Raw genomic sequence first — 24,714 nt, forward strand, 5'->3', positions numbered from 1 at the left:
CAGGAATCAGGAATCAGGAATCAGGAATCAGGAATCACTTTTACATTCCATGACTTACGCAAGGCAATGAATTCGATTGAAAATGTATTACTGAAGATAAAACAAATTATCTTAAGTCGAGAGTATAGAAAACAATCTACAGCTCTCTCATTATTAACTTAATCTGTACTTCTGTTTTGGACTTTTTGGCTTATCAGGAATTGTTCGTTGAATTAATCCAGTTTCAATTGCAGGGTTAAGGTAATTCTGCTGAAATGTTGCACGATGAGATAAGCCCAAAAATTGCATCAACTCTGCCAAAGTATATTCACCGTCTTCCATTATTAAAATCAAACTCTTAACTTGATCGGTAACTTGTACGTTAGCTTGAGCGGTAGCATGATCGCTAGCTTGAGCGGTTTCATTTGAACTAAGAATTGCATCTAAAATCATTTGCAATATGAATTCAATAAAAGGAGTTGAGTCAACTTGATCCGTACTTGCCTGTAAAGCTTCATAGTAAGCTTTTTGATTCTGATAAATCAGACTTTCTACTGGAATATTAGCAAAGATAGGATTCCATCGACTGAGAATTAAAGTTTGCCATAATCGCCCCATACGCCCATTACCATCTGCAAATGGATGGATGAACTCAAACTCATAATGAAATACAGAGCTTTTAATTAAGGGATGTTCTTCACTGTCATTCAGCCAGTTAAGTAAATCGACCATCAACCGATTAATCTGATTCGCAGGTGGCGCCATGTGTACAACCAGATCACCCGACATCACCCCATATATGGTGAAGGAAGAAAACCTAATACCGAACTAATATTTATGATTCTTCCATAATGCTGTGTTCGCATATAAGATAATATCGCTTGTGTTGTATGAAGAATGCTAAATACATTTGTATTAAATAAAAATTCTGCTTCTCTTATCTAGATCTCTTCTTAAGAACCTTTTTTATAAATTTAATTAATATCAGACCTTTTATCAAAACGTTCATGAGCTTCTGCAATGGCTAATTGCTTATTATCCGCCCAAGACACTAATGCCATTACAGGCACCAGTAATGTTTGGCCCAATTCAGTCAACTCATAATCAACTCGTGGTGGAATTGTTGGATACATTGTTCGGCTAACTAATCCATCACGCTCAAGCCCTCGTAAAGTTAACGTTAACATTCGTTGGGAAATACCATCGATACCACGTCTTAACTCATTGAAACGCATCGTGCCTTTAGCAAGCGATGCAATAATGTAAAGACTCCATTTATCTCCAATTCGATCCAGAATTTCGCGGGTAGCGCGACACCCATTTATATTAGGGTCTGGCATCTCATCAGGAAAATTGGTGTGACTAGGTAACATGAGTGTGCCTTCTTGTGAAGATTGAATAGTGAATATACCATGAATAGTACCAATTAGTAATTCAGTAATTATTAGTTACCTAGTAATTATTTTAACATTAGGAGCTATCATGAGTCATATTCTATTAATCACATCTAGTCCACGCGGCGCCGACAGCCTATCCACCCGCTTCGCAACCAAGATTGCCGAAGGGATTAAAGCTCGTTCTGGCAGCACACTAACGGTATGTGACCTCGCCGCGAATCCACCGCCACACATTACGTCGGCCTACATTCAAGGCCGCGTTATGGCGTCAGATGACCGGACACCCGAGCAAGCTGAAGCAGTAGGAATCGCCCAAGAGTTGGTTGATGAATTAAAGGCTGCTGACGTAGTTGTGCTTGGTTCTGGAATGATTAACTTCGGACCTTCCTCGCAACTCAAAGCTTGGTTTGATCACGTCACTTGGCCTCGCGTTACCTTCGGCTATGGCGATACAGGACCCAAAGGATTGCTGACTGGCAAGAAGGTCTATCTCGTAACCGCCGCGGGTGGTGTGTTCTCAGAAGGTGTTTGGGCACAGTTCGATTTCCAAACCAACTATCTGCTGCACATGCTCAGCTTCATTGGCCTGACCGACGTTGAAGTAGTGCGTGTTGAGGGCACGGTTTCTGGCCCCGACGCAGCAAAAACTGCCATTAAAAACACCGAGAAAGCCGTACAGGCAGTTTTGGCTGGAGCAGTATGAGCATGACGACTATCGCACTGTTCGGTGCGACTGGGCCGACTGGAAGGTACATTATCGAAGAAGCCTTAAAGCAAGGCTACTCACTATCAGTCTATACACGTGACGCCAAGAAACTCGAATCGTTCGCGGGGCGAGTAGAAATTGTTGTCGGCGGCTTGAGTGACCAAGATGCCATTGCAAAGTGCATCAATGGTGCTGATGTGGTGATTAGTGCCCTTGGTCCCAACGGCCTCAAGGTGCAAGGTGATAAACCAGTCATGCACGGTTTAGCCAATATCATCGCCGCGATGCATTATGCAGGCGTGCGCCGTCTTATCCAGATTTCTACCGCTGCCTATCGTGATCCGAAGGATAGCTTTACCTTCAAAGCCCATGCGTTCGCGCTGCTTTTTAAGATTATCGCGCGCAAGGGCTATGAGGACATCAAGGCGACTGGCGAATTGATTGCCAATTCGGACTTGGACTGGACACTGGTACGCATCCCGAACCTTAAAGATGGCCCTACCGATGGCAGTGTGAATGTGGGTTGGTATGGAAAGACCAAACTCAGCACAAAGCTTTCCAGAGGTAACCTTGCGAAGTTCTTGGTTGACCAAGTGACTGACAAGAGGTTTATACGTGCCGCGCCCGGCATCGCCAACATAAGCGTAGGAACATCTCAATAAGGTTCTGAAGGAACACTTCAAGTCAATCTCAGATATAAGGTAATACCGCTTGTGTGGTACGAAGAATGCTAAATACATTTGTGTTAAATAAAAATTCTGCTTCTTTTATTGAGGTCTCCTCTACTGCACCAATTAAGCTTGTGCCAGCATTATTAACTAAAATATCAATATGCCCAGCTTGCTCAATAATAAAGTGAATCCCGAGCTGGACAGAATCTTCATCTGACACATCCATCTCAACAAGCTCAACACCTTCTATAGGTTGAGCTTTTACTTTATTTCTAACTGTTCCAAAAACTTTATGGCCAAGTTTAGCAAATTTTTCTGCCGTAATTTGTCCAATACCGGACGAGACACCTGTAATTACAACCACTTTTGAGTTTGACATATGAACTCCAATAACTTTTTAAATTTGAAAATCTGATCATTAAACTGCTGGTTTAGCCCCAATCTTGAACCAGATCGAATACATTGCCGGTAGGAAAACTAGGGTTAAGATAGTTCCTGCAAGCGTTCCGCCAATGAGTGTGTAAGCTAAGGTTCCCCAAAACACTGAGTGAGTCAGAGGAATGAAAGCCAAAATAGCTGCTAAAGCTGTCAAAATTACAGGTCTGGCGCGTTGTACTGTAGCCTCAACCACTGCATTCAACGGATCTAGCCCCGCTTCTTTGTTTTGCTGAATTTGTCCAATTAAGATGAGCGTGTTACGCATCAAGATTCCAGACAATGCTATCAACCCGACCAATGCATTAATGCCAAAGGGCTGCTGAAATAACAGAAGCGTTGGCACCACGCCGATTAATCCCAACGGGCTGGTTAAAAACACCATAATCATTGCAGCGATAGACCTCACTTGAAGAATGATAATGAGTAGTGTCATTGCCAACATGATCGGAAAAATAGGAAGCATGGCTTTAGTGGCTTTACCTGACTCTTCAATAGAACCTGCCTCTACAATCTGATAACCCTTTGGTAAATCTTTAATGACTGGTTGAAGCTGTTTGGTAATTGCAGTAGATACATCTGGTGGTTGTAATCCTTCAGCAATATCTCCACGAATAGTCATCGTTGGCACCCGATCTCGTCGGCGTATGACAGGTTCTTCCATCCGTACTTCAATCTTGCCAATTTGTGATAAAGGAATACGCTGTCCATTTGCTCCAGTCAGTGTGAAATCACCAATTTTTGCAGGGTCTAGTCTTATATTGCCTGCTGAACGAGCAATCACCTGCACTGTACGAATATCTTCACGTACAGATGTAATCGGAATACCAGTTAATAAAAACTGTAATTGCTGTGCGACTGAACTTGATGTTAAACCCACTGCTTGTAGACGGTCTTGTTGCAATGTGAAATGCAAGGCTGGTACACGAGTTCCCCAATCCATATTTACAGTTCGCATCATTGGGCTAGCATTCATAACTTGCTGAACCTGAGCTGCAATTACACGTAATTTTTCTGGATCTGGGCCTGAAACTCGGTAAGCCACTGGATATGGCGAATAGGGTCCAAACACAAGTTGTGTTACGCGTAGCTGCGCCTCCGAAGCAAGCCCATTGGAAATAGCTTGTCTTAAGCGATGTTTTAATGCTTCACGTTCTTCTTGATTGTCAGTTCGTATCACAATCTTGGCAAAGGATGGATCTGGTAACTCAGGCCCCATCGAAAAATAAAAACGAGGTGCACCTTGACCAATATACGAGGTCACAATCTTTGCTTCATGTTGCTTAGATAACCAAGCCTCAACTTTTGCTGTCGCAGCACTTGTTTGAGTAATCGATGTACCATAAGGCATCTGTACTTCGACTAGTACTTCAGGTCGGTCAGAGATTGGGAAAAATTGTTTTTTCACCAAAGCCATTCCGCCTACGGCTAAAACAAATAACCCGATAACACTGCTAGCAACAATCCATTTACGTGCAATCACACGTTCAAGAATTTGACGAAAATGGTTATATCGTGGTGTGTTATAAATTGCAGTATGGCCACCTTCAACTTTCTTAAAATCAGGCAACATTTTCACACCTAAATAAGGCGTAAAAACTACAGCAACAATCCATGAGGCAATAAGTACAATACCCACAATCCAAAACATATTACTGGTATATTCACCCGCTGTAGATCGAGCAAAGCCATTTGGCATAAATCCTACAGCGGTAACTAATGTTCCTGAAAGCATGGGGGCTGCTGTATGGCTCCATGCATAGGCCGAGGCTGCAACACGACTAAAGCCTTCCTCCATTTTCACAACCATCATTTCAATGGCAATAATGGCATCATCAACCAAAAGCCCTAAAGCAAGAATAAGAGAGCCAAGTGTAATTCGGTCAAAGTTTTTACCCGTTGCTAACATCACTACAAAAACAATGGCTAATGTAAGCGGCACAGCCATAGCAACCACAACGCCAACGCGCCACCCCATGCTAATAAAGCTTACAAACATCACCACAAGTAATGCTGCAAAGAACTTAATCATGAACTCATCTACCGATGAGCTAATATTGACCGCTTGATCAGTTACTTTGTTTAAACTGATGCCCAAAGGTAAATCTTCGTTAATCGATCCGACTTCTTTCTCTAATGATTTGCCAAGATCTAAGCCATTCCATCCTTCGCGCATCACCACGCCCAACAGTAAGGTCGGTTCCCCACCATTACGAATCATGAATGTTGCAGGATCTTCCGTACCACGTTTAACAGTCGCAATATCTGACAATTTCAAGGTACGACCTTGAGCCGTTATAGGGGTATCACGAATTTTTTGTAATTTGTCAAAAGCACCATCTAATCTGACAAAAACTTGAGGACCTTTGGTTTCAATGGAACCCGCTGGAGTAAGTACATTCTGATTATTCAGTGCAGCAAATACATCTTGCGGATTTACGCCTAGTGTTGCCAAACGCTCATGTGAAAATTCAATATAGATACGTTCAGATTGCTCACCAATAATATTGACTTTCTTTACGCCCGGCACATGAAGTAACTGCTGCCGAATTGTTTCTGCATCACGCACTAATAATCTTTGCGCTTCATTTTTGGCTTTTAAAGCATATAAAGCAAAGGTTACATCCGCATATTCATCATTAACGAGTGGGCCAATAACCCCAGCAGGCAAGTTACCCATCTCATCATTTACTTTCTTTCTTGCTTGATAAAATTCCTCCTGAACCTGTGATGGTGGCGTACTATCAAGTAAAGTCAGTGTCGTAAAAGCTAAGCCTGGTCTGGTATAGGTTTCTGTTCGATCGTACCAACGCAGCTCCTGCATCCGTTTTTCGATTTTTTCAGCAACTTGATCTTGCATCTCTTGAGCAGTTGCTCCAGGCCAAGCTGTCACAATGGTCATCACCTTCACTGTAAAAGCTGGATCTTCAGCTCGACCTAATTTAAAAAAAGCAACGATGCCTGCAATTGAAATCAAAAAAATCAGAAATAGCGTGATACCACGTTCACGTACAGCAAGGGCCGATAAGTTAAAACCTTTCTCACTCATGAGTGGTCCCCTTCATTTCCTATTGAAGGATGACTCGCTTGTGATGCAATACGTACCAATTCACCTTCTCGAAGCAAATGCGCACCTAAAGCAACAATTCGATCTCCACTTTGAATATTGCCAGTGACATAGGCATATTCATCATCAAGCTGTTTAACAACAACGGGACGCCATGTTACTTTCTGAGTTTTTACATTAATTACCCATACCCCAGCTCCCTTGCCCTTATCAATTAAGGAACCTACTGGAACTTGTAAAAAATGTTGTGAACTCTGAGTTTGATTGGCAATACGAACAGTAACCGTTGAACCTAAAGGAGCGTTTGCCAAATCGCCTTCTAATACGAAACGCGCTTCAAAAGTACGAGTGAGTTGATCTGCTGTATTCGATAACTGTCTAAGTTTAGCTGGGACACTTATATTTTCTTTACCAAAGAGTGTAGCTTGACCAATAGCCCCTATTGCAGGACGTAATGTCTCTGGAAGCTGAATGATTGCTTCTCTTTGACCAGAATGAGCTAAGCGAATGACTGTTTGACCCGCACTGACAACCTGACCGGGTTCGACCAATGTTTCCATAATCGTACCATCACCATCCGCAATTAAATCGGCATAATGACTTGCGTTTATTGCAACCCTAGCTTGAGCTTGAGTCGAACTGAGCTGCGCTCTTGCTGTATCCGCTGCTGCTTTAATCTGATCATAGGCAGAAGCAGATATAGCCCCGCTTCCACGTAAATCACGATATCTGGCTTCATCTTTCTCTGCTTGTTCTGCACGCGCTCTAGCTGCACCCACAGCTTCTTGCTGGGCTTTGGCAGCAAGTTCTAAATCAACTGGATCAATACGCATCAGTAACTGACCGCGCTTTACTGTCTGCCCTGCTTCAACAAATCGTTTGATGACTTTACCAGAGACACGAAAACCAAGATTACTTTCTACCCGTGCCCCTATCGTGCCTGTGAATGCTCTTGAATCAGAAGTGATTTCGTCTTGTACAGTTGCAACTCGTACTAACGGCGCCGAAGTACGGGGGTCAGATTGCGTATTTTCAGCACAACCGAGCAAGAAAAAAGGAAATATACATATTGCTGTAAACGGAATAAGGCGACGATAAAGCATATTTGAGCCCCCCTTAAGAAATTAATCAGGAGACTCATTTTTAATCAAGTGACCAATTTAGTCAATAGTCACAAGTTTATTATGGCGATAAACTTCTCAGTACAAGGCTAGAAAGCAAGACTGGAGCATCGGTGTTATATGAAATACTATGTTGTAAAAGTAGTGGGTGTAGATAAGGTCTCATGACTAAATAAATAGCCTTAACTGCTTCATCAATTGGCGTTTTTCTTTCAAAATCACCTGTTTGACGACCTTCTTGAATAATGTTTTGTAGTACTTTAAGGATTCGATTTTCATAAGCGACTGTAGCATCCCATTTCTCAGACGCGGCTGAAGCGGCAATTTCATAAAGCTTACGCTCTTGAGAAAATAAACGAAGGCTTGCTTCAACAATCACTTTAAATAACACCCTTAATTTTTCTGCTGGATATTCAGCTTCTTTAATGGCTGTATTAACTTCATTTTCAATTTCACGTAAACAATTGGCACATATCATTTCACCAATCACTTGTTTAGATTCAAAAAATTTATAAATATAAGCTTTAGAAAAACCTATAGATTTTGCGAGATCAGAAACTGTAGTTTTCTCATAACCATAGCGGCTGAAATGCTCTGTAGCAGCACTCAGGATTTGATCTCTTACATCATGATCTTCTGGTCCTCGCTTCGAAACAGGATAACTACTTTTTTCTTTACTCATATTTTCAATTTAAACCTTTATCTGAAAGTGGCAGTTTAACTCTTGTGAACTGATATTGACAATGAGTGACTAAATTGTATTATAGTCACAATTAAACTATTGTTCAAAATCTAGTCTCGGGGGAAATATGTTATCTAGATCTATCGCCCTCCTACCCATCATCGTAAGTACTCTTACTGCGTGTACCGTAGGTCCTAATTATAAACGCCCTAATACCTCTACCCGAGCAATACCTTGACACACCCTTAAACTCATCAAATGACAATAACAAAGCTGATATTGCCGTATGGTGGCAAAGTTTTAACGATCCTCAACTTACTCGATATGTCACATTAGCATTAAAACAAAATCTTGATCTGGCCCAAGCATATACTCGAGTGACTCAAGCTCAAGCAGGATTATCAGCAGCTAATGCCTCTTTACAACCAATAGGTACTGTTGGCGCACAAGCAACTAAAGTTTACCAATCTGTTGAAACACCTTTGGGGCAAGTTTTAAATTCAATGCCAGATTTTGACCGACATGGTAGTTCTTATGATGCAAATTTAAGTGCAACTTGGGAGTTAGATATTTTTGGAGGCCTTCGCAGAGATCGTGAAGCTGCTCTTGCAAATTATCAGGCTTCGAATGCAGGAGCCTCAGCAGTCCGTTTAATGGTCGCAGCTCAAACTGCCAATATCTATATTAATATTCGCGGCTTACAATCTCGATTAGACATTGCCCATCAACAATTACAAACCCAACAACAACTTCTTTCAACCATTAATCTTTTATACAGCAAAGGATTAGCTTCCGAATTTCAGGTCAAGCAAGCTAAAGCGAATGTTGCTCAAGTTCAAGCTGTTATTCCAGTTCTTGGAATAAATTTAGACATTGCCATGAATGCTCTCGATGTCATGCTTGGAACCGTATCTGGAACTCACCGAGCAGAACTAGCAGAAGTAAAACCAATTCCGGTTATTCCTCAGATTGTCCAAACGACAAGAGCAGTTAATGGCTCTCCAAGATGGAGAAAATGCATTAAAGCATGCACAGAAAATCGCTCTAATTGCCTATCAAAAAGGGATTAACAGTCAAATAGAAGTATTACAAGCAGATTCAAGTGCTTTGCAATTTTCAGATAGAAAACTTCAAGCACAAACTGATTCAGCCCTTGCTACTGTAGCAGTTTACAAATCATTAGGTGGCGGCTGGCAACCTCAAAAATTTTAAGACAACTCGATTGCGATCATGAGCAAGTAATTCATAAAGCGAGAATCTGTTATGCGAGAACAATCAGTACATCAGTCGTTAAGTACACACGATTTAAATCATGCGATCTTAAATGGCCCAATAACCCAAGTAATGCTAAAACTGGCATTACCGACCATAGCTGTTCTACTCGTACAAACATTAATTGGATTACTAGAGACATATTCTGTAAGTTCTCTCTGATGTGTCTGGCTGCTGGCATTGCTGAATACGTTGATGCTTAAATTCAGTCTTAAAGGTTCAGCGGGGCTTTTTTAGCATTGGTGTACTGCCTATAACTATCTTTAAATCCATAAACAGGCATCCACTTAAATTTTAGTAGACACTATCGAGGTATTAATGAGTCAGAAAAAGTAGGGTTCAGCAGACGCTTACCGTTTAGGCAAAAAGCATCTTGGATGATAAATTTAGCCGATCTTGCAATATATATTGACTAGCAAACTGCACTTGCCCAACATGGGATTAAAAATAGAATCCCCTCAAGAATTTCTATCGCTAAAATTGGCGAGTTAACTGTCCGTTTTTATGGGGGCTAATACAGGTTATCTGCCCCTATATTTTTTCGACATTCATATCTTTTAAGTATTTTAAAGCAACCTATAAGGTTATTTTATCTGGCAATTTACCTGACATAATAGAATTTCGCATCAAGGAAGGTCAGAAGTACCAAAGGGAAAAAAATGCTTTTAAAATCAAAATTAATTTGTTTCATGACACCACTGCTTTTACTCAGTTCAAATACATTTGCTGACTGGGTGAAAGATGCATCTTTAAAGAATGAAGCCAAAACCATTCAATTAAGACACCAAATTCATGCGCATCCAGAATTGGGAAATATGGAATTTCAAACCTCTGCGCTTGTACAAAAAGAACTCAAATCTTATGGAATTGAAGTTAAAACAGGCTTTGCCAAAACGGGAGTCATTGGAATTTTAAAAGGTGCTCAAGCAGGGCCTGTGATGGCATTGAGAGCAGATATGGATGCGTTACCAATTGAAGAAAAAACAGGGTTGCCATTTGCCAGCAAACAAAAGGGAATCTATCAAGGAAAAGAAGTATCCGTCATGCATGCATGTGGCCATGATGCACACACTGCAATGCTCCTCGGCGCAGCCAAAATATTAGCGAAGAATAAAGATAAAATTAAAGGAACCGTTGTTTTTGTTTTTCAACCTGCTGAGGAAGGCGGTGCAGATATTGATAATTTTAGCCAAGGAGATCAAATTGGTTCCAGAAAAATGATCTCAGATGGAGCACTGTCCAATCCGAAACCAGAGGTTATTTTTGGAATGCATGTGATATCAGGTCTGCAAAGTGGACATATTTATTACAAAGATGGCGCTATCTTGAATAGTGCAGATAATTTAAGTATTCAAGTTACAGGAAAACAGGCGCATGGTTCTATGCCTTGGCTCAGTAATGACCCGATTGTAAGCTCCGCTCAAATTATCAATAACTTACAGACGATGATCAGTCGCCGTACAAATTTAACCGAAGGAATGGGTGTCATTAGTATCGGTAGTATCCAGTCTGGAAATGCTGGAAATATTATTCCTGAAAAAGTTGATATGTTGGGAACAATTCGCTCTAACAATGAAAATATTAGACAAAATATTATTCAACAACTCCCTGAGATGATCAAATACACTGCTCTAGCCAATCATGTCAACGCAGATGTCAAAATATCAGCTTATGCGCCTGTGACTACCAATAATAAGGCTCTGACAGAGTTAATGATCCCGACATTTAAAGAAGTTGTTGGAGCTGAAAAAACACATTATTTAAAAAATAATGCAAGTGCCAGTGAAGACTTTGCTTATTATGGTCAATTGATGCCCTCTTTATTTGTATTTATTGGGGCAACTCCAACAAACCAAGATATGAGTAAAGCTGCACCTAATCATAGCCCGAATTTTATTGTTGATGACGCCACACTAAAAACAGGCGTTGAATTACATGTGCGATTTATACTCGATTATCCTGATAGACGTGCAAATCAGTTAAAAACTAATACCCAAAACAATTCGCTTTTATGAAAACTATCTCTCTAGCGGTGAATAATCTTCATTAAATCAAGGTCAGTCACCATTTTCTGTTCTATATCAACAACTAGAGTTTGAGAATGGTGGCAGTCCCAAAAGATGGCTATGTGTATCTAAAATTTTAGGGTTATTCGCATTATGAAGTTTTTTCAAACTTCACAATGTAAATGTTTGGGCTTCTAGTGGCATTTTGATAGATTCATCTACATTCAGCTTTTGATTTGCACCACCAATTCACTTATACCCATTCTTGCCAGTTTTGCATCGCTTGCCAAACCTTAATCGCATCAGCTGTTGCCTTGACATCATGTACACGCACCATGCAAGCACCTTGCTGAATCGAAAGCAGATGCCCTGCTACACTTCCTACAGCTCGAGCTTTTGCATCAGTTTTCTCAACTACAGCACCAATAAACCGTTTTCGGGATAATGCAGATAAAATTGGATAACCCAGTTCATGCAATTGCCATAACTCATTTAACAAATGTAAATTATGTGCTGTATTTTTAGCAAAACCAAAACCAGGATCAATCATAATATTTTCAGGTGCAACACCGACCTGAATTGCTAAATCAATCTTTTGTTTTAGCTCAGCAATCACTTCTGCTGTCACATCTCGATAATCTGCCAACTGATTCATGGTGGTTGGCTCACCCCGCATATGCATTAAAATTACAGGGATATTCAGCTCTGCTGCCATTTCTAGTGCATTCGGGCGAGTAAGTGCACGTACATCATTCCAGATATGTGCACCAGCTTCTACAGCTTGTCGCATGACCTCTGGTTGACTGGTATCAATCGATAAAATCACATCTTCTTTTGCCAAAACTTCAACAACAGGAATCACGCGTGCCAACTCTTCCTCTACACTAACAACTGCTGCCCCTGGGCGCGTAGACTCACCACCAATATCAATCACTGTTGCACCATCAGCGATCATTTGTAGCGCATGTTCAATTGCCTGTTGCTTTGAATTATGTAACCCACCATCGCTAAATGAATCGGGCGTAACATTTAAAATGCCCATAACATGTGGCTGAGATAAATCTAAAAGTTTTATGCCACATCTCAACTGGCGCTGAGACAAAGGTACATAGTGCATAGTTCAAACTCAAAATTAATTCGTGCTAAGTTTAAAATAAAAAAGAGCCACCGAAGTGACTCTTTTTAATCATTAACTCAACACAGGTAATGGAGGTGGAGTTGATGGACCATCTTTTGGTGGTTCAAGATCTGATACAGGATTCTCTGCAACATATACTTTTGGTGGTCGTGGTTCACGACCTTCCATAATATCAAGCACCTGATCACGATCAATGGTTTCCCATTCCATCAATGCTTTCACCATGGTATGGGCTTTATCTTTATTATTCTCAAGAATATCCCAAGCCACTTTATATTGTTCATCTAAAATACGACGAACTTCTGCATCGACCTGTTGCTGTGTTGCTTCCGAAATTGTACGGCTACCAATATTACCAAAGAAAGACTGCTGGCTATCATCTTCATAGACCATAACACCCATCTTGTCAGACATACCATACTTGGTCACCATTGAACGGGCAATTTTTGTTGCACGTTCAAAGTCATTTGATGCACCAGTAGACTGTTGATGAATAAAGATTTCCTCAGCAATACGACCGCCAAACAAGATTGAAATCTCATTGAGCATTTTGTCTTTATAATTGCTAATTTGGTCTTGTTCAGGTAACTGCCAAGTAACACCTAATGCCCAACCACGCGGCATAATGGTTACTTTATGCACAGGATCTGTACCAGGTAGAACTTCCGCCACAATCGCATGTCCAGATTCATGATAAGCCGTTGCACGACGTTCTTCATCACGAATAATCATCGATTTACGCTCAGGCCCCATATAAATCTTGTCTTTAGCATCTTCAAAATCATGCATGTCGACCGTATTTTTATTGCGGCGCGCAGCAAATAATGCAGCTTCATTCACAAGATTTGCCAGTTGAGCACCTGAGAAGCCAGGAGTACCACGTGCCAAGATTTTTACATCTACACCTGTAACCGATGGTAACTTTCTTAAATGCACATGCAGAATCTGCTCACGACCTTTAATATCAGGCAGGCCAACCATTACTTGGCGGTCAAAACGTCCTGGACGAAGTAAAGCTTTATCTAGAACGTCTGCACGGTTCGTTGCAGCAATGACAATAATGCCTTCATTGCCTTCAAAACCATCCATTTCAACCAGCATCTGGTTCAAGGTTTGCTCACGCTCATCATGACCACCACCTGTACCTGAACCACGATGACGACCGACTGCATCAATTTCATCAATAAAGATGATACATGGAGCATGTCGTTTTGCCTGTTCAAACATATCACGTACACGTGATGCGCCTACACCCACAAACATTTCAACAAAATCTGAACCTGAGATGCTAAAGAATGGTACTTTCGCTTCACCAGCAATCGCCTTGGCAAGTAAAGTTTTACCTGTACCTGGCGGGCCTACCATCAATACACCTTTTGGAATAGATGCACCTAAACGTTTGAATTTTGCAGGGTCTTTAAGAAAGTCAACAATCTCAACAACTTCCTGCTTCGCTTCATCACATCCAGCAACATCAGCAAAAGTCACTTTGATTTGATCTTCGGCAAGCATTTTTGCTTTTGATTTACCAAAACTCATTGGACCATTTTTGCCGCCTGCACCACCACCCATGTTACGCATAAAGAACATGAATAACAAAATAATCAAAAGCACAGGGAAACTTGCGATGAGTAGTTGCATCAAAACACCTTGACGCTGTGGTGCAGTACCTTCAACCACAACATTGTTTTTGATCAAACTTGGCATAAGTTCAGGGTCTTGAACCGCAGGGCGAATACTTTCAAAATCTGAACCATTCTTTTTTTCGCCAGTGATTTTTTCGCCATCTATAGTGACTTGTTTAATTTGGCCTGCGTTTACCGCAGCAACAAACTCAGAATAGTTCATTTCTGACGGTTTCTTGTGATCACTGATATTGCTGAAAATTAATATCAGTGCTCCAAGTATCACTAGCCACAACACGGCGTTTTTGAAGAGATCGCTCAAAGCTTTATTCCCATATCATCAATCTAATTTAATCATGCCCTATATAATTCAGGGTGATTTATTCTCAAATAAGCGAGTCACACACTCAAGCTACCTTGAATTGTACAACATGCACAATTTTTATCGACTTGGCAAGTCAACTTTATTGCGATGTTTTTTTGCGTCCCTGCCCAATCAGAAAAACTTCTTTTGAACGTGCGCGGGATGCTTCTGGCTTCGCTGTTTTCAACACATCAAAGCTATCGACTACTTGTTTACGAAACTCGTCAAATCCCGTACCTTGGAAAACTTTGACTACAAATTGCCCTTTTGATCCTAAAACCTTTTGAGCAAAATCGAGTGCAAGCTCACACAAATAAATCTGACGGGGTTGATCAACAGCTCTATTACCTGATGTATTGGGGGCCATATCTGAAATTACAACGTCAACTTGACGTCCATTTAAAATATTTAACAATTTTTCGAAAACTTCCTCTTCCCGAAAGTCACCTTGCAAGAAAGTTACATCTGGGAGTGCATCCATTTCCAAAATATCAGAAGCAACCACCAAACCTTTATTACCAACGAGTTTGCCCGCAATTTGCGACCAGCTACCAGGAGCAGCCCCCAAATCAACGACGGTCATACCTGGTTTGATGATTTTATATTTCTCTTGGATTTCAAGAAGCTTATAGGCGGCGCGTGCGCGATAACCCTCCTTTTGTGCTTTTTTCACAAAAGGATCGTCTAAATGCTCTCTCATCCACGCACGACTACTTTTAGATAACTTTTGGTTGGTAATGCGTGTTGCCATAATCATCTATATTTAAAAACATTAAGTATGCATTGTACGAAAAAAATGTTCTACTTGCAGTATGCATCTGCATCGAAACACATGACTTTTTTTGATGCTGTTTATCGTTAATTTAAAAAATTTAAAACTTTTGCTGTTTTAAATTCGGTCTTAATAAAAAACACTTGTGCTCCTCGGTTGAGGACTAAGCGACTAAGCCCGCCAATTTAACATACTTTTTCAAGAAATTAATCATCAAAAAATATGTATTTATGTGATTAGACCCAAGTTTTTTATACGGTTCGGATTACAATTTGCTATACTACTGCGCTTTTCAAAAACTAGGTTTATTTCATGGCAATACTATCAATTCAAGAACGAAAACGCTTACGTCAAATTGGTCACGCTTTAAATCCTGTGGTCATGATTGGTGGACAAGGTTTAACCGACAGCGTTATTGAAGAAACTGTTCGTGCATTAACTGATCATGAATTAATTAAGGTAAAAATTGCTGGTGAAGACCGCGATGCACGTGCCGAAGTTACTGAAGCACTTGCTCAGGCAACACAAGCTGAAGTGATACAAAAAATTGGTAAAATTGTACTACTTTACAAAAAAGCTGCGAAACAAAATCCAAAGCTGTCGAATCTCGTTCGTCACGCACATTTAGCTAACTAAATCAGAGTTTGGTATGGCCAGTTACGAGCTACAAGCTTTTCAACGTTTTCATGAGATTTCTTTGGTTGGTGCACTTGAGTATCAGGCACCTTACACTTTAAATCTTGGCTTTTGGCTACGTGACCCCTTACAACTGATCAACTGGCCAAGCCTAGAAACAGCACATCCTCGACAAGATTTTCTTTGGGAGAAGACTTGTTTTGAGCTGTTTATTGGGGTTCAAAATGAAGATTATTATCGTGAAATAAACCTATCTCCATCCCAAGCTTGGCAATGTTATCAATTTGAAGAATATCGCTATCCAGAAGATATGCCGCCGCAAATGGCACACGATATTGAGCTTATCGGGTTACAGCGCACACATTATGGGCTGAGCGCCACACTTGATTTAACTCAGTTTATGCAAAAACATCAACTGAAATGGCATGACTTATTTATTGGTTTAACTGCGATACTCGATACAAAACAAGGCATGCATTTTTACGCTATGCAGCACAGCAGTCCGCAGCCTGACTTTCACAATAAACATGACTGGATTCATACTTTTTAAATAGAACAACGGGCATTTTTACCCGTTGTTCCTTTCAGATTTTATTTCACGTCTTCTGTTGCTTTCTCTTTTTTTACAGGCTCTTCTTCAGTCGTTTTTTTCTCATCAACTTCTTTCACCTTATGCCATGCTTCTACTGCATTGTTTTTTGTACGTTGCAAAGTTTCAGTTACATGATCTTTGTGTTTTGTAGAAAGCTGTGAAACATCGTCTTTAACTTCTTTTGAAAGTTTAGAAAATTCTTCCACAATAGATGCAAATTCAATTTTTATCACTTCTTTTAGTTCGATAAGATCGTCTTGTGACAAAGTGAATTTATCCCGAAAATCATTAAAACGAACAAGGAAGTCCTCTTTCAATTGTTTAACTTGCTCCTGAAATGATGCTCCAGCCTCTTTAGCTTCTGCTTCAAGCTGGGCAGCCTGTTCAGCAGCCTTTTCTTTCACTGCCTCAAATTTTACTTCGACAGCTTCAGCCTTACTCTCAACTTTGGCTTTAACATCTTCAACCTTACTCTCAACCTTGACTTTAACGTCTTCAACCTTATCCTCAACCTTGGCTTTAACCTCTTGAACTTTGCCTTCGACTTTGGTTTTGACATCTGTTACGGCTTGTTCCAGCTGTTCTGTTTTTTCTTGTAGCGGTGTTTTTGTCGCCATGAGTTAACTCCTTTTCACAAAGATATTTATTTGTTGATATTTTTCAATCTAACAAACTGTCGTTTTTTTCACCACAAAATTGTCTAACAATTCACGAATTCTCACATAATGACATTGCTTTTTTTGCCATACAATGTGATTGTTTAGCACAATGCTTGCGCCTGATTGATTATTTATAAATACGTGGACTTTATCTACTTAGATGCGTACAATATGTTTTTAAGTTACAAGCGAGCAGACCAAAGGAGGGCGTGTTTTTAGGCAGCCATCTTTTTTTATGTCTACTCGCTTTTTTACAGCTTAAAATTCAGGAGCTTTGGTTTGAGCACCCCCGCCATTTTAGCCCTCGCAGATGGAACTATCTTTAAAGGTACCTCTATCGGCGCTACGGGATGTACGACTGGTGAAGTCGTTTTTAATACAGCCATGACTGGCTATCAAGAAATTCTTACTGACCCGAGTTATGCACAGCAACTTGTGACTTTAACTTATCCACATATCGGAAACACGGGTTGTAACGCAGAAGATTCTGAATCGGGTCGTATCCATAAGGTATGGGCGAACGGTTTGATTATTCGCGATCTCCCATTATTACATAGCAATTTCCGTGCTGAACAATCTTTGGCTGAGTACTTAAAACAGCACAATGTTGTTGCAATTGCAGATATTGATACCCGTAAATTAACACGTATTTTAAGGGACAAAGGTGCACAAAACGGTTGCATCCTTGCTGGTGAAAATATTACTGAAGAACAAGCTTTGGCAAAAGCACGTGAATTTGGCGGTTTAAATGGATTAGACCTTGCCAAAGAATGTTGCGATCCAACTGGCTTTGAATGGACTGAAGGTTCATGGGCTTTGGGTCAAGGCTTTTCACAACCTGAATTAAAATATCATGTCGTTGCATATGACTACGGTGTCAAAACCAACATCTTACGTATGCTTGCAGACCGCGGTTGTAAATTGACCGTTGTACCTGCACAGACTCCTGCAGAAAAAGTTCTGGCATTAAATCCTGATGGCGTATTTTTGTCGAATGGTCCTGGCGACCCAGCGGCATGTGATTACGCAATTGAAGCTGTAAAAACTATTGTTGAAACGACAAATTTACCCGTGTTTGGTATTTGTTTAGGTCATCAAATTCTTGCCCTCGCTTCTGGTGCAAAAACCATCAAAATGGGTCATGGTCACCACGGTGCAAACCATCCTGTACAAAACCTTGAAAAGGGTACAGTGATGATTACTTCGCAAAACCACGGTTTCGCAGTCGATGCAGACACCTTACCAGCCAACTTAAGAGCAACGCATAAATCGTTGTTTGATGGTACGTTGCAAGGTATCCACCGCACAGACAAACCAGCGTTCAGCTTCCAGGGTCACCCTGAAGCTAGCCCAGGTCCACATGACTGTGCTCCACTGTTCGACCATTTTATCGAACTTATCGAAGCCGCTAAGAAGTAATTAAGGAGCGAATAATGCCTAAGCGTACGGATATTAAAAGCATCTTAATTATTGGTGCTGGTCCAATTGTGATTGGTCAAGCCTGCGAGTTTGACTACTCTGGTGCACAAGCCTGTAAAGCACTTCGTGAAGAAGGCTACCGCGTTATTTTGGTGAACTCTAACCCAGCCACCATTATGACTGACCCTTCAATGGCAGATGCAACTTACATCGAGCCAATCACTTGGCAAACTGTTGCACAAATCATTGAGAAAGAGCGCCCAGATGCTGTTCTCCCTACAATGGGTGGTCAGACAGCATTGAACTGCGCACTTGCACTTGATGAACATGGTATTTTAGAAAAATACAATGTTGAATTGATTGGTGCGAGCAAAGAAGCGATTGAAAAAGCCGAAGACCGCAAATTGTTTGATATTGCGATGCGCAAAATCGGACTTGAATGTCCTCGTGCCGATGTTGCAGAAAGCATGGAACATGCCTTAGAAATTCAATCACGTTTTGGCTTCCCTGTGATCATTCGTCCATCATTCACGATGGGTGGTTCAGGTGGTGGTATCGCGTACAACAAAGATGAATTTATTGAAATTTGTGAACGCGGTTTCGACCTTTCTCCAACTAAACAATTATTGATTGATGAATCTTTGATTGGTTGGAAAGAGTACGAAATGGAAGTTGTTCGTGACAAAAACGACAACTGTATCATTGTCTGTGCGATTGAAAACTTCGACCCAATGGGCGTACACACGGGTGACTCAATCACCGTTGCACCTGCACAAACACTCACTGACAAAGAATATCAAATCATGCGTAACGCATCGATTGCAGTTCTTCGTGAGATCGGCGTTGAAACAGGTGGCTCAAACGTTCAATTCGGTATTAACCCGAAAGATGGTCGTATGGTTGTGATCGAGATGAACCCTCGTGTTTCTCGTTCATCTGCACTTGCATCTAAAGCAACTGGTTTCCCGATTGCAAAAATTGCTGCGAAATTGGCGGTTGGTTATACCCTTGATGAGCTTAAAAATGACATCACTGGCGGTGTAACACCTGCGTCATTTGAACCTGCGATCGACTATGTCGTGACCAAAATTCCACGTTTCAACTTTGAGAAATTCCCTCAAGCTGAACCTGTATTGACTACACAGATGAAATCTGTGGGCGAAGTGATGGCGATTGGTCGTAACTTCCAAGAATCAGTACAAAAAGCACTTCGTGGTCTTGAAGTTGGCGTTTGTGGTTTTGATGAGCAAATTGCTATTGGTGCTGAAGGCGCGAAAGATAAAATTCTTAAAGAGCTTAAAGTCCCAGGCCCTGAGCGTATTTGGTATATTGCAGATGCCTTCCGTCATGGTTTTACTCTTGATGACGTGTTTGAAGCAACCAAGATTGACCGTTGGTTCCTGATTCAAATCGAAGACATCATTAAAACTGAAGCTCAAGTGAAATCTTTAGGCTTTGGTGACTTAACTGCTGACAATATCCGTTCATTCAAACGTAAAGGTTTATCTGACTTACGTATTGCAAACTTGATGGGTATTTCACAAAAACAATTCCGCAAGCAGCGTTGGAATCTGGGTGTTTATCCAGTTTACAAACGTGTGGATACGTGTGCAGCCGAGTTTGAATCAGGCACAGCTTACATGTATTCAACTTACGATGAAGAATGTGAAGCCAACCCATCAAACCGTGACAAAATCATGGTGATTGGTGGCGGTCCAAACCGTATTGGTCAAGGTATCGAGTTTGACTACTGTTGTGTACACGCGGCGCTTGCAATGCGTGATGACGGTTATGAAACCATCATGGTGAACTGTAACCCTGAAACAGTTTCTACTGACTATGACACATCAGATCGCTTGTACTTCGAACCGATCACTTTGGAAGATGTCCTTGAAATCGTACGTACTGAAAAGCCAAAAGGTATTATCGTACAGTACGGTGGTCAAACTCCGCTTAAATTGGCTCGTGCTTTAGAAGAAGCTGGTGCGCCAATTATCGGTACATCTCCTGACGCAATTGACCGTGCAGAAGACCGTGAACGTTTCCAACAAATGATTCAACGTCTACAACTTCGTCAACCAAGTAACAGCATTGTAAAATCTGCTGAACAAGGTATTTCTGAAGCTGCAAAAGTGGGTTATCCACTGGTTGTTCGTCCATCTTATGTACTTGGTGGCCGTGCGATGGAAATCGTGTACAACGAAGATGAGTTGAAACGTTACTTACGTGAAGCAGTTCAGGCCTCTAATGAAGCGCCTGTTTTGCTTGACCACTTCCTAGATTCAGCAATCGAAGTTGACGTTGACTGCGTATCTGACGGTAAAGATGTCGTGATTGGAGGTATCATGCAGCATATCGAACAAGCGGGTATTCACTCTGGTGACTCTGCATGCTCGATTCCGCCATACTCGCTTTCTCAAGAAATCCAAGATGAAATGCGCCGTCAAACTGTTGCAATGGCAAAAGAACTTGGTGTTATCGGCTTGATGAACGTCCAGTTTGCAGTCAAAGGCAACGACATTTATATCCTTGAAGTGAACCCTCGTGCATCACGTACCGTTCCTTTCGTATCTAAATGTATTGGCGAATCTTTAGCGAAAGTTGCTGCTCGTTGTATGGCTGGTCAGTCTTTAGAATCTCAAGGTTTTACCAAAGAGATTATTCCGACTCACTTTGCTGTCAAAGAAGCGGTATTCCCATTTGCTAAATTCCCTGGTGTTGACCCAATGCTTGGACCTGAGATGAAATCTACAGGTGAAGTGATGGGCGTTGGTAAATCTTTTGGTGAAGCATTCTATAAAGCTGTTTTAGGCTCAAATGAACGCTTACCAGGCTTACCTACCGAAGGCGAAGTTAAACATGCATTCTTGTCTGTTCGTGATTCAGACAAAGAACACGTGGTTGATATTGCAAAACGCTTTGTTGAATATGGCTTCAAACTGGTTGCAACCTCTGGTACATATAAAGTACTCAGCGAGGCTGGTCTTGAGTGTGAGCGTGTAAACAAAGTCACTGAAGGTCGTCCACATATTGTTGACCGCTTGAAAAATGGTGAAATACACCTTATTGTCAATACCACTGAAGGCAAACGTGCGCAGTATGACTCTGCTGCAATTCGCCGTGCGGCATTACAAGGTAAAGTGTACTACACCACAACGATTAGCGGTGCAGAAGCAGTTTGCCAAGCCTTTGCGATCCAATTACCAATGGATGTATATCGCTTGCAAGATTTACAAAAGTTAAGTTAATTCCTGATCCGATAAGTCCCGTCACCTAATCGGTGGCGGGATTTTTCTTTTTTTAAACGGTATTATCCCATTTCATTTAGAGGGACTAAAATGCAACGTTATCCAATGACGCCTGAGGGCAAAGCAGCTTTAGAGAAAGAATTACAGCATTTAAAAACTGTTGAGCGTCCACGTATTATTCAAGCAATTGCTGAAGCGCGCGAACATGGCGATTTAAAAGAAAATGCAGAATATCATGCTGCTCGTGAACAACAAGGTTTCTGTGAAGGTCGTATTCAGGACATCGAAGGTAAACTCGGCGCTTGCCAAGTGATTGATGTGAATGATCTTGAGCAAAATGGTCGCGTTGTGTTTGGGGTAACGGTCACCATTGAAAACCTAGATACAGAAGAACGTAAAACCTATAAAATCGTAGGTGATGACGAAGCAGATTTTAAAATCAATAAAATTTCAGTGAATTCACCGATTGCCCGTGGTCTTCTAGGCAAAAATGAAGGCGATGAAGTCAAAATCGTTACACCTCAGGGTGAAGTAGAATACGAAATTGTTAACGTAGAATATCTATAAAAAATCAAGGAAGTACAAAGTACTTCCTTTTTTTAACTTATTACTTCAGCATAAACTTCAAAAGAACCCTGTAAGGATTGCTGGTATCTACCAGCGAGAATAAACACGAAAGGAATATGATTGCGCTTGGTTTATGGTAAACCCATCTGAATCAAAACAATTATTTTAATGACCGCCCTTCTAGCCTGATAAACAGTCAAATCTGCCCGTATGTTAACGGCTGCTTAAACTAGCTGAATGATGTATATATTGATCAAATGACTCTTGTTTTCCCATATTTTTATATTGCTTAAAAGCATTTTAGATTACACTCAATCTCAATTTCCCCACTGATATATTTTTAATTTAATTCGACCATCCATAACAACTACCCCTTCATCAATCAAGCGTATGGCTTGCAGATTTTCTCCTTGAGCATTGGTCTGACTCAGACTAATTTTACCTTGTGCATTCACAACACGATGCCAGGGAATATCGCTGTGTTCCTCAAGACTCTGCAAAACTTTCCCGACCAATCGGGCATGTCGTGGCAAACCTGCCATTTTAGCCACCTGTCCATAACTGGCCACTTTTCCTTGTGGAATACGCGCAACCACTTCTAGAATCTGGCGATACAACTCGACTTGCATAAGAAGTCTCTCCGATAAAAAAAGCCATCTTAAAGATGGCTTTAACACTTAGAAATTGTGAGGGTTTTCTAGCAGGTTGCGCTCTGTCATCTTGCTTGGATCATATAAAGCAGCCACACCATCATCCGCTTTCACATCAGCAATCTGTTCAGGGTTATACACAGTAATGGTTTCATTGCCATTGGCATCTTCCCCGACAATATACTTCATACCCTTGCGATTCATTTTATGACACAAACGCTGATACCAGCCCTTAAACCCTTCCGTTTCTTCATGCGGATTATAATAAAATGCATTCATTACCGCAGGCAATCCTAAACCACAGACCACACCTGACAGTAGCACCGCAATAAAAGTATAGCCAATCAGAATACTACTATAAGGACTAAGAGTAGGATGGTTTGCCACTGCCAAAATCAAAGCCAGTGATAGACCACCACGTACCCCACCCCAGCTTAAAATTGTCAGACTGCCGTTATAACTATTCCTACGAAAACTTGGGAAGCAGGCAAAAGATAAAAAATTGGCAGCAAAACGGGAAATATGCAGCACAATAAACGCAATTATCCCACCCAGAATCATGCTGGCATTCAAATCCAAAATAAATAATTCCAGACCAATTAAAGTAAACAGGAATGAATTAATAATTCCCTCTACCGTATGCCAAAAATGATTAATTTCGCGAGTTGCGGTTTCAGATAGAATTTCCTGCCAGCGATTACCAACAATCAACCCACCAATCACACAGGCAATCGGCGCTGAAGCATGGGCAAATAACGCCACCAAGTATGAACCACATGCCAACAGTGCCGTAGTCAAAATGAGAGACTCTGGTTCATGTTTACCACGCAGTAAACGTAAAATTCCTTGCCCAAACGCCCAACCGATCAAGACCGCGACAACAATTTCATACAGCAAGGTTTCTAATGTGCCAATCAGCGTAAAGTTTTTACCCTGAATCACATTCAACAAAGTCATGAATACAGCAATACACATCGCGTCATTAAACAGTGATTCACCTTCAAGTTTTACAATCAGATGATGCGGTGCACGTACTGAACTGAGTACACTTTTAATCCCGATCGGGTCAGTTGCCCCCAAAGCCGAGCCTAACAATAATAGTATGGCAATTGGCACAGGATGTCCGATCAACGCCTGAAAACCAAATAGCATGCCACCAAAAAAGACCGCACACAGTACTAGTGAAATGCTGGCCAAAATGCTGATCGGTTTCCAGTGATTACGCAAATCAGAAATTTTAAACTTTAATGCTGACGACGTTAAAATAAAACAAATCACGCCATTAATTAAAAAATCATAAAAATCGATGTGGCGAACTGCATTTTCAATATTATGAATATTAATGGTAATAAAATGATTACCACTCAGCAGGCTTGCACCCCACTGTAAAATAAAGACAAGAATTGCCGATACGATAGGCACACCAATCGCTTGAGGAAAACCTAAAATACGTTTGTTGAAAATTGTGGTTGCAATAGATAGGGCAAAAATAACTGTAAAGACCTGTAAAATAAAATAACTACCCATAAGCCCCCTATATCACTAGACTGATTTTGTTTTTACATAAATAAAAGCTCTGCGACGAAAAAAGACGTCTGAATCATTTTACATATTTTTTGTTATTTTTGGGGAAAATACCACACAATCACACATATAAATGGAAATTTTTACACCTTTTTAGACTAAAAATGAAATAAAAAAACTACGC

Annotated in this window: 19 protein-coding genes and 4 pseudogenes; 9 read left to right on the forward strand and 14 right to left on the reverse strand. The window is 40.9% G+C overall.

Annotation, left to right across the window (positions count from 1 at the left end):
- Positions 1-153 precede the first annotated feature (153 nt).
- The 3 genes and pseudogenes from F975_RS11590 to F975_RS11595 all read right to left on the reverse strand — a co-directional run.
- Positions 154-774, reverse strand: a pseudogene (locus tag F975_RS11590) (Fic family protein); the annotation flags it as partial.
- Positions 771-920 (reverse strand): annotated as a pseudogene (locus tag F975_RS15545) (SDR family NAD(P)-dependent oxidoreductase); the annotation flags it as partial. The pseudogenes F975_RS15545 and F975_RS11590, both read right to left, overlap by 4 nt.
- A 33-nt stretch (positions 921-953) precedes the next feature.
- Positions 954-1,352: a winged helix-turn-helix transcriptional regulator gene (locus F975_RS11595; RefSeq protein ID WP_004753489.1), complete on the reverse strand. Its 399-nt coding sequence runs from the start codon at positions 1,350-1,352 to the stop codon at positions 954-956.
- 109 nt (positions 1,353-1,461) lie between these two features.
- Here F975_RS11595 and F975_RS11600 point away from each other — a divergent pair, with 109 nt between their 5' ends.
- Positions 1,462-2,079: an FMN-dependent NADH-azoreductase gene (locus F975_RS11600; protein ID WP_004753491.1), complete on the forward strand. Its 618-nt coding sequence runs from the start codon at positions 1,462-1,464 to the stop codon at positions 2,077-2,079.
- A gap of 2 nt (positions 2,080-2,081) precedes the next feature.
- Positions 2,082-2,744, forward strand: coding sequence for an NAD(P)-dependent oxidoreductase (locus F975_RS11605; RefSeq protein WP_004753492.1), 663 nt, complete (start codon positions 2,082-2,084; stop codon positions 2,742-2,744).
- Positions 2,745-2,775: 31 nt separating this feature from the next.
- Here F975_RS11605 and F975_RS11610 read toward each other — a convergent pair.
- The 4 genes and pseudogenes from F975_RS11610 to F975_RS11625 form a co-directional block, all read right to left on the reverse strand.
- Positions 2,776-3,132 (reverse strand): annotated as a pseudogene (locus F975_RS11610) (SDR family NAD(P)-dependent oxidoreductase); the annotation flags it as partial.
- A 39-nt stretch (positions 3,133-3,171) separates the two neighbouring features.
- A complete protein-coding gene (locus F975_RS11615) occupies positions 3,172-6,237 on the reverse strand; it encodes an efflux RND transporter permease subunit (RefSeq protein WP_004753495.1) in 3,066 nt (1,021 codons plus the stop codon).
- Positions 6,234-7,358 carry an efflux RND transporter periplasmic adaptor subunit gene (locus F975_RS11620; protein WP_004753497.1) on the reverse strand — a complete coding sequence of 375 codons (1,125 nt, stop codon included), beginning with the start codon at positions 7,356-7,358 and terminating at the stop codon, positions 6,234-6,236. The genes F975_RS11615 and F975_RS11620 overlap by 4 nt, the downstream gene beginning before the upstream one ends.
- A 79-nt stretch (positions 7,359-7,437) precedes the next feature.
- Entirely contained in the window at positions 7,438-8,058 is a 621-nt protein-coding gene (locus tag F975_RS11625) for a TetR/AcrR family transcriptional regulator (RefSeq protein ID WP_004753499.1), read from the reverse strand.
- Positions 8,059-8,185: 127 nt separating this feature from the next.
- Between F975_RS11625 and F975_RS16140 the strand changes: the two are divergent.
- A pseudogene (locus F975_RS16140) lies at positions 8,186-9,270 on the forward strand (TolC family protein).
- Between the two features lie 49 nt (positions 9,271-9,319).
- Here the strand turns inward: F975_RS16140 and F975_RS16220 are convergent.
- On the reverse strand, positions 9,320-9,472 hold the full coding sequence (locus tag F975_RS16220) for a hypothetical protein (protein WP_171063148.1): 153 nt from the start codon (positions 9,470-9,472) through the stop codon (positions 9,320-9,322).
- Positions 9,473-9,989: 517 nt separating this feature from the next.
- On the opposite strand from F975_RS16220, the gene F975_RS11635 reads away from it, so the two are divergent.
- Positions 9,990-11,345 carry an amidohydrolase gene (locus tag F975_RS11635; protein ID WP_004753507.1) on the forward strand — a complete coding sequence of 452 codons (1,356 nt, stop codon included), beginning with the start codon at positions 9,990-9,992 and terminating at the stop codon, positions 11,343-11,345.
- A gap of 244 nt (positions 11,346-11,589) precedes the next feature.
- Here the strand turns inward: F975_RS11635 and folP are convergent, their stop codons facing one another.
- The 3 genes from folP to rlmE form a co-directional block, all read right to left on the reverse strand.
- Positions 11,590-12,453, reverse strand: a complete 864-nt coding sequence (gene folP, locus F975_RS11640; RefSeq protein ID WP_004753513.1) for a dihydropteroate synthase — start codon at positions 12,451-12,453, stop codon at positions 11,590-11,592.
- 72 nt (positions 12,454-12,525) lie between these two features.
- Complete coding sequence (gene ftsH, locus F975_RS11645; protein ID WP_034426006.1) at positions 12,526-14,421, reverse strand: ATP-dependent zinc metalloprotease FtsH; 1,896 nt, start codon at positions 14,419-14,421, stop codon at positions 12,526-12,528.
- Between the two features lie 142 nt (positions 14,422-14,563).
- Positions 14,564-15,214 carry a 23S rRNA (uridine(2552)-2'-O)-methyltransferase RlmE gene (gene rlmE / locus F975_RS11650; protein WP_034426343.1) on the reverse strand — a complete coding sequence of 217 codons (651 nt, stop codon included), beginning with the start codon at positions 15,212-15,214 and terminating at the stop codon, positions 14,564-14,566.
- Positions 15,215-15,547: 333 nt separating this feature from the next.
- Here rlmE and yhbY point away from each other — a divergent pair, with 333 nt between their 5' ends.
- Both yhbY and F975_RS11660 read left to right on the forward strand, forming a co-directional pair.
- Entirely contained in the window at positions 15,548-15,871 is a 324-nt protein-coding gene (gene yhbY / locus F975_RS11655; RefSeq protein ID WP_004753519.1) for a ribosome assembly RNA-binding protein YhbY, read from the forward strand.
- 13 nt (positions 15,872-15,884) lie between these two features.
- On the forward strand, positions 15,885-16,421 hold the full coding sequence (locus tag F975_RS11660) for a DOMON-like domain-containing protein (RefSeq protein ID WP_004753521.1): 537 nt from the start codon (positions 15,885-15,887) through the stop codon (positions 16,419-16,421).
- Positions 16,422-16,462: 41 nt separating this feature from the next.
- On the opposite strand, the gene F975_RS11665 is transcribed toward F975_RS11660, so the two are convergent.
- Positions 16,463-17,080, reverse strand: a complete 618-nt coding sequence (locus F975_RS11665) for a hypothetical protein (protein WP_004753523.1) — start codon at positions 17,078-17,080, stop codon at positions 16,463-16,465.
- Positions 17,081-17,401: 321 nt separating this feature from the next.
- On the opposite strand from F975_RS11665, the gene carA reads away from it, so the two are divergent.
- The 3 genes from carA to greA all read left to right on the forward strand — a co-directional run bounded on the left by carA (position 17,402) and on the right by greA (position 22,356).
- Positions 17,402-18,541, forward strand: a complete 1,140-nt coding sequence (gene carA / locus F975_RS11670) for a glutamine-hydrolyzing carbamoyl-phosphate synthase small subunit (protein ID WP_004753524.1) — start codon at positions 17,402-17,404, stop codon at positions 18,539-18,541.
- Between the two features lie 14 nt (positions 18,542-18,555).
- Positions 18,556-21,789, forward strand: coding sequence for a carbamoyl-phosphate synthase large subunit (gene carB, locus F975_RS11675; protein WP_004753526.1), 3,234 nt, complete (start codon positions 18,556-18,558; stop codon positions 21,787-21,789).
- 90 nt (positions 21,790-21,879) lie between these two features.
- The gene (gene greA / locus F975_RS11680; RefSeq protein WP_004753529.1) at positions 21,880-22,356 is read left to right on the forward strand and encodes a transcription elongation factor GreA; all 477 of its coding nucleotides are present in this window, start codon (positions 21,880-21,882) and stop codon (positions 22,354-22,356) included.
- Positions 22,357-22,673: 317 nt separating this feature from the next.
- On the opposite strand, the gene F975_RS11685 is transcribed toward greA, so the two are convergent.
- Together F975_RS11685 and F975_RS11690 are read right to left on the reverse strand one after the other, a co-directional pair.
- A complete protein-coding gene (locus F975_RS11685) occupies positions 22,674-22,985 on the reverse strand; it encodes an MGMT family protein (RefSeq protein ID WP_004753531.1) in 312 nt (103 codons plus the stop codon).
- Positions 22,986-23,033: 48 nt separating this feature from the next.
- Positions 23,034-24,533: a cation:proton antiporter gene (locus F975_RS11690; protein ID WP_004753533.1), complete on the reverse strand. Its 1,500-nt coding sequence runs from the start codon at positions 24,531-24,533 to the stop codon at positions 23,034-23,036.
- Positions 24,534-24,714: the final 181 nt, after the last annotated feature.

This window comes from Acinetobacter brisouisimilis (genome assembly GCF_000368265.1).
Classification (GTDB): domain Bacteria; phylum Pseudomonadota; class Gammaproteobacteria; order Pseudomonadales; family Moraxellaceae; genus Acinetobacter.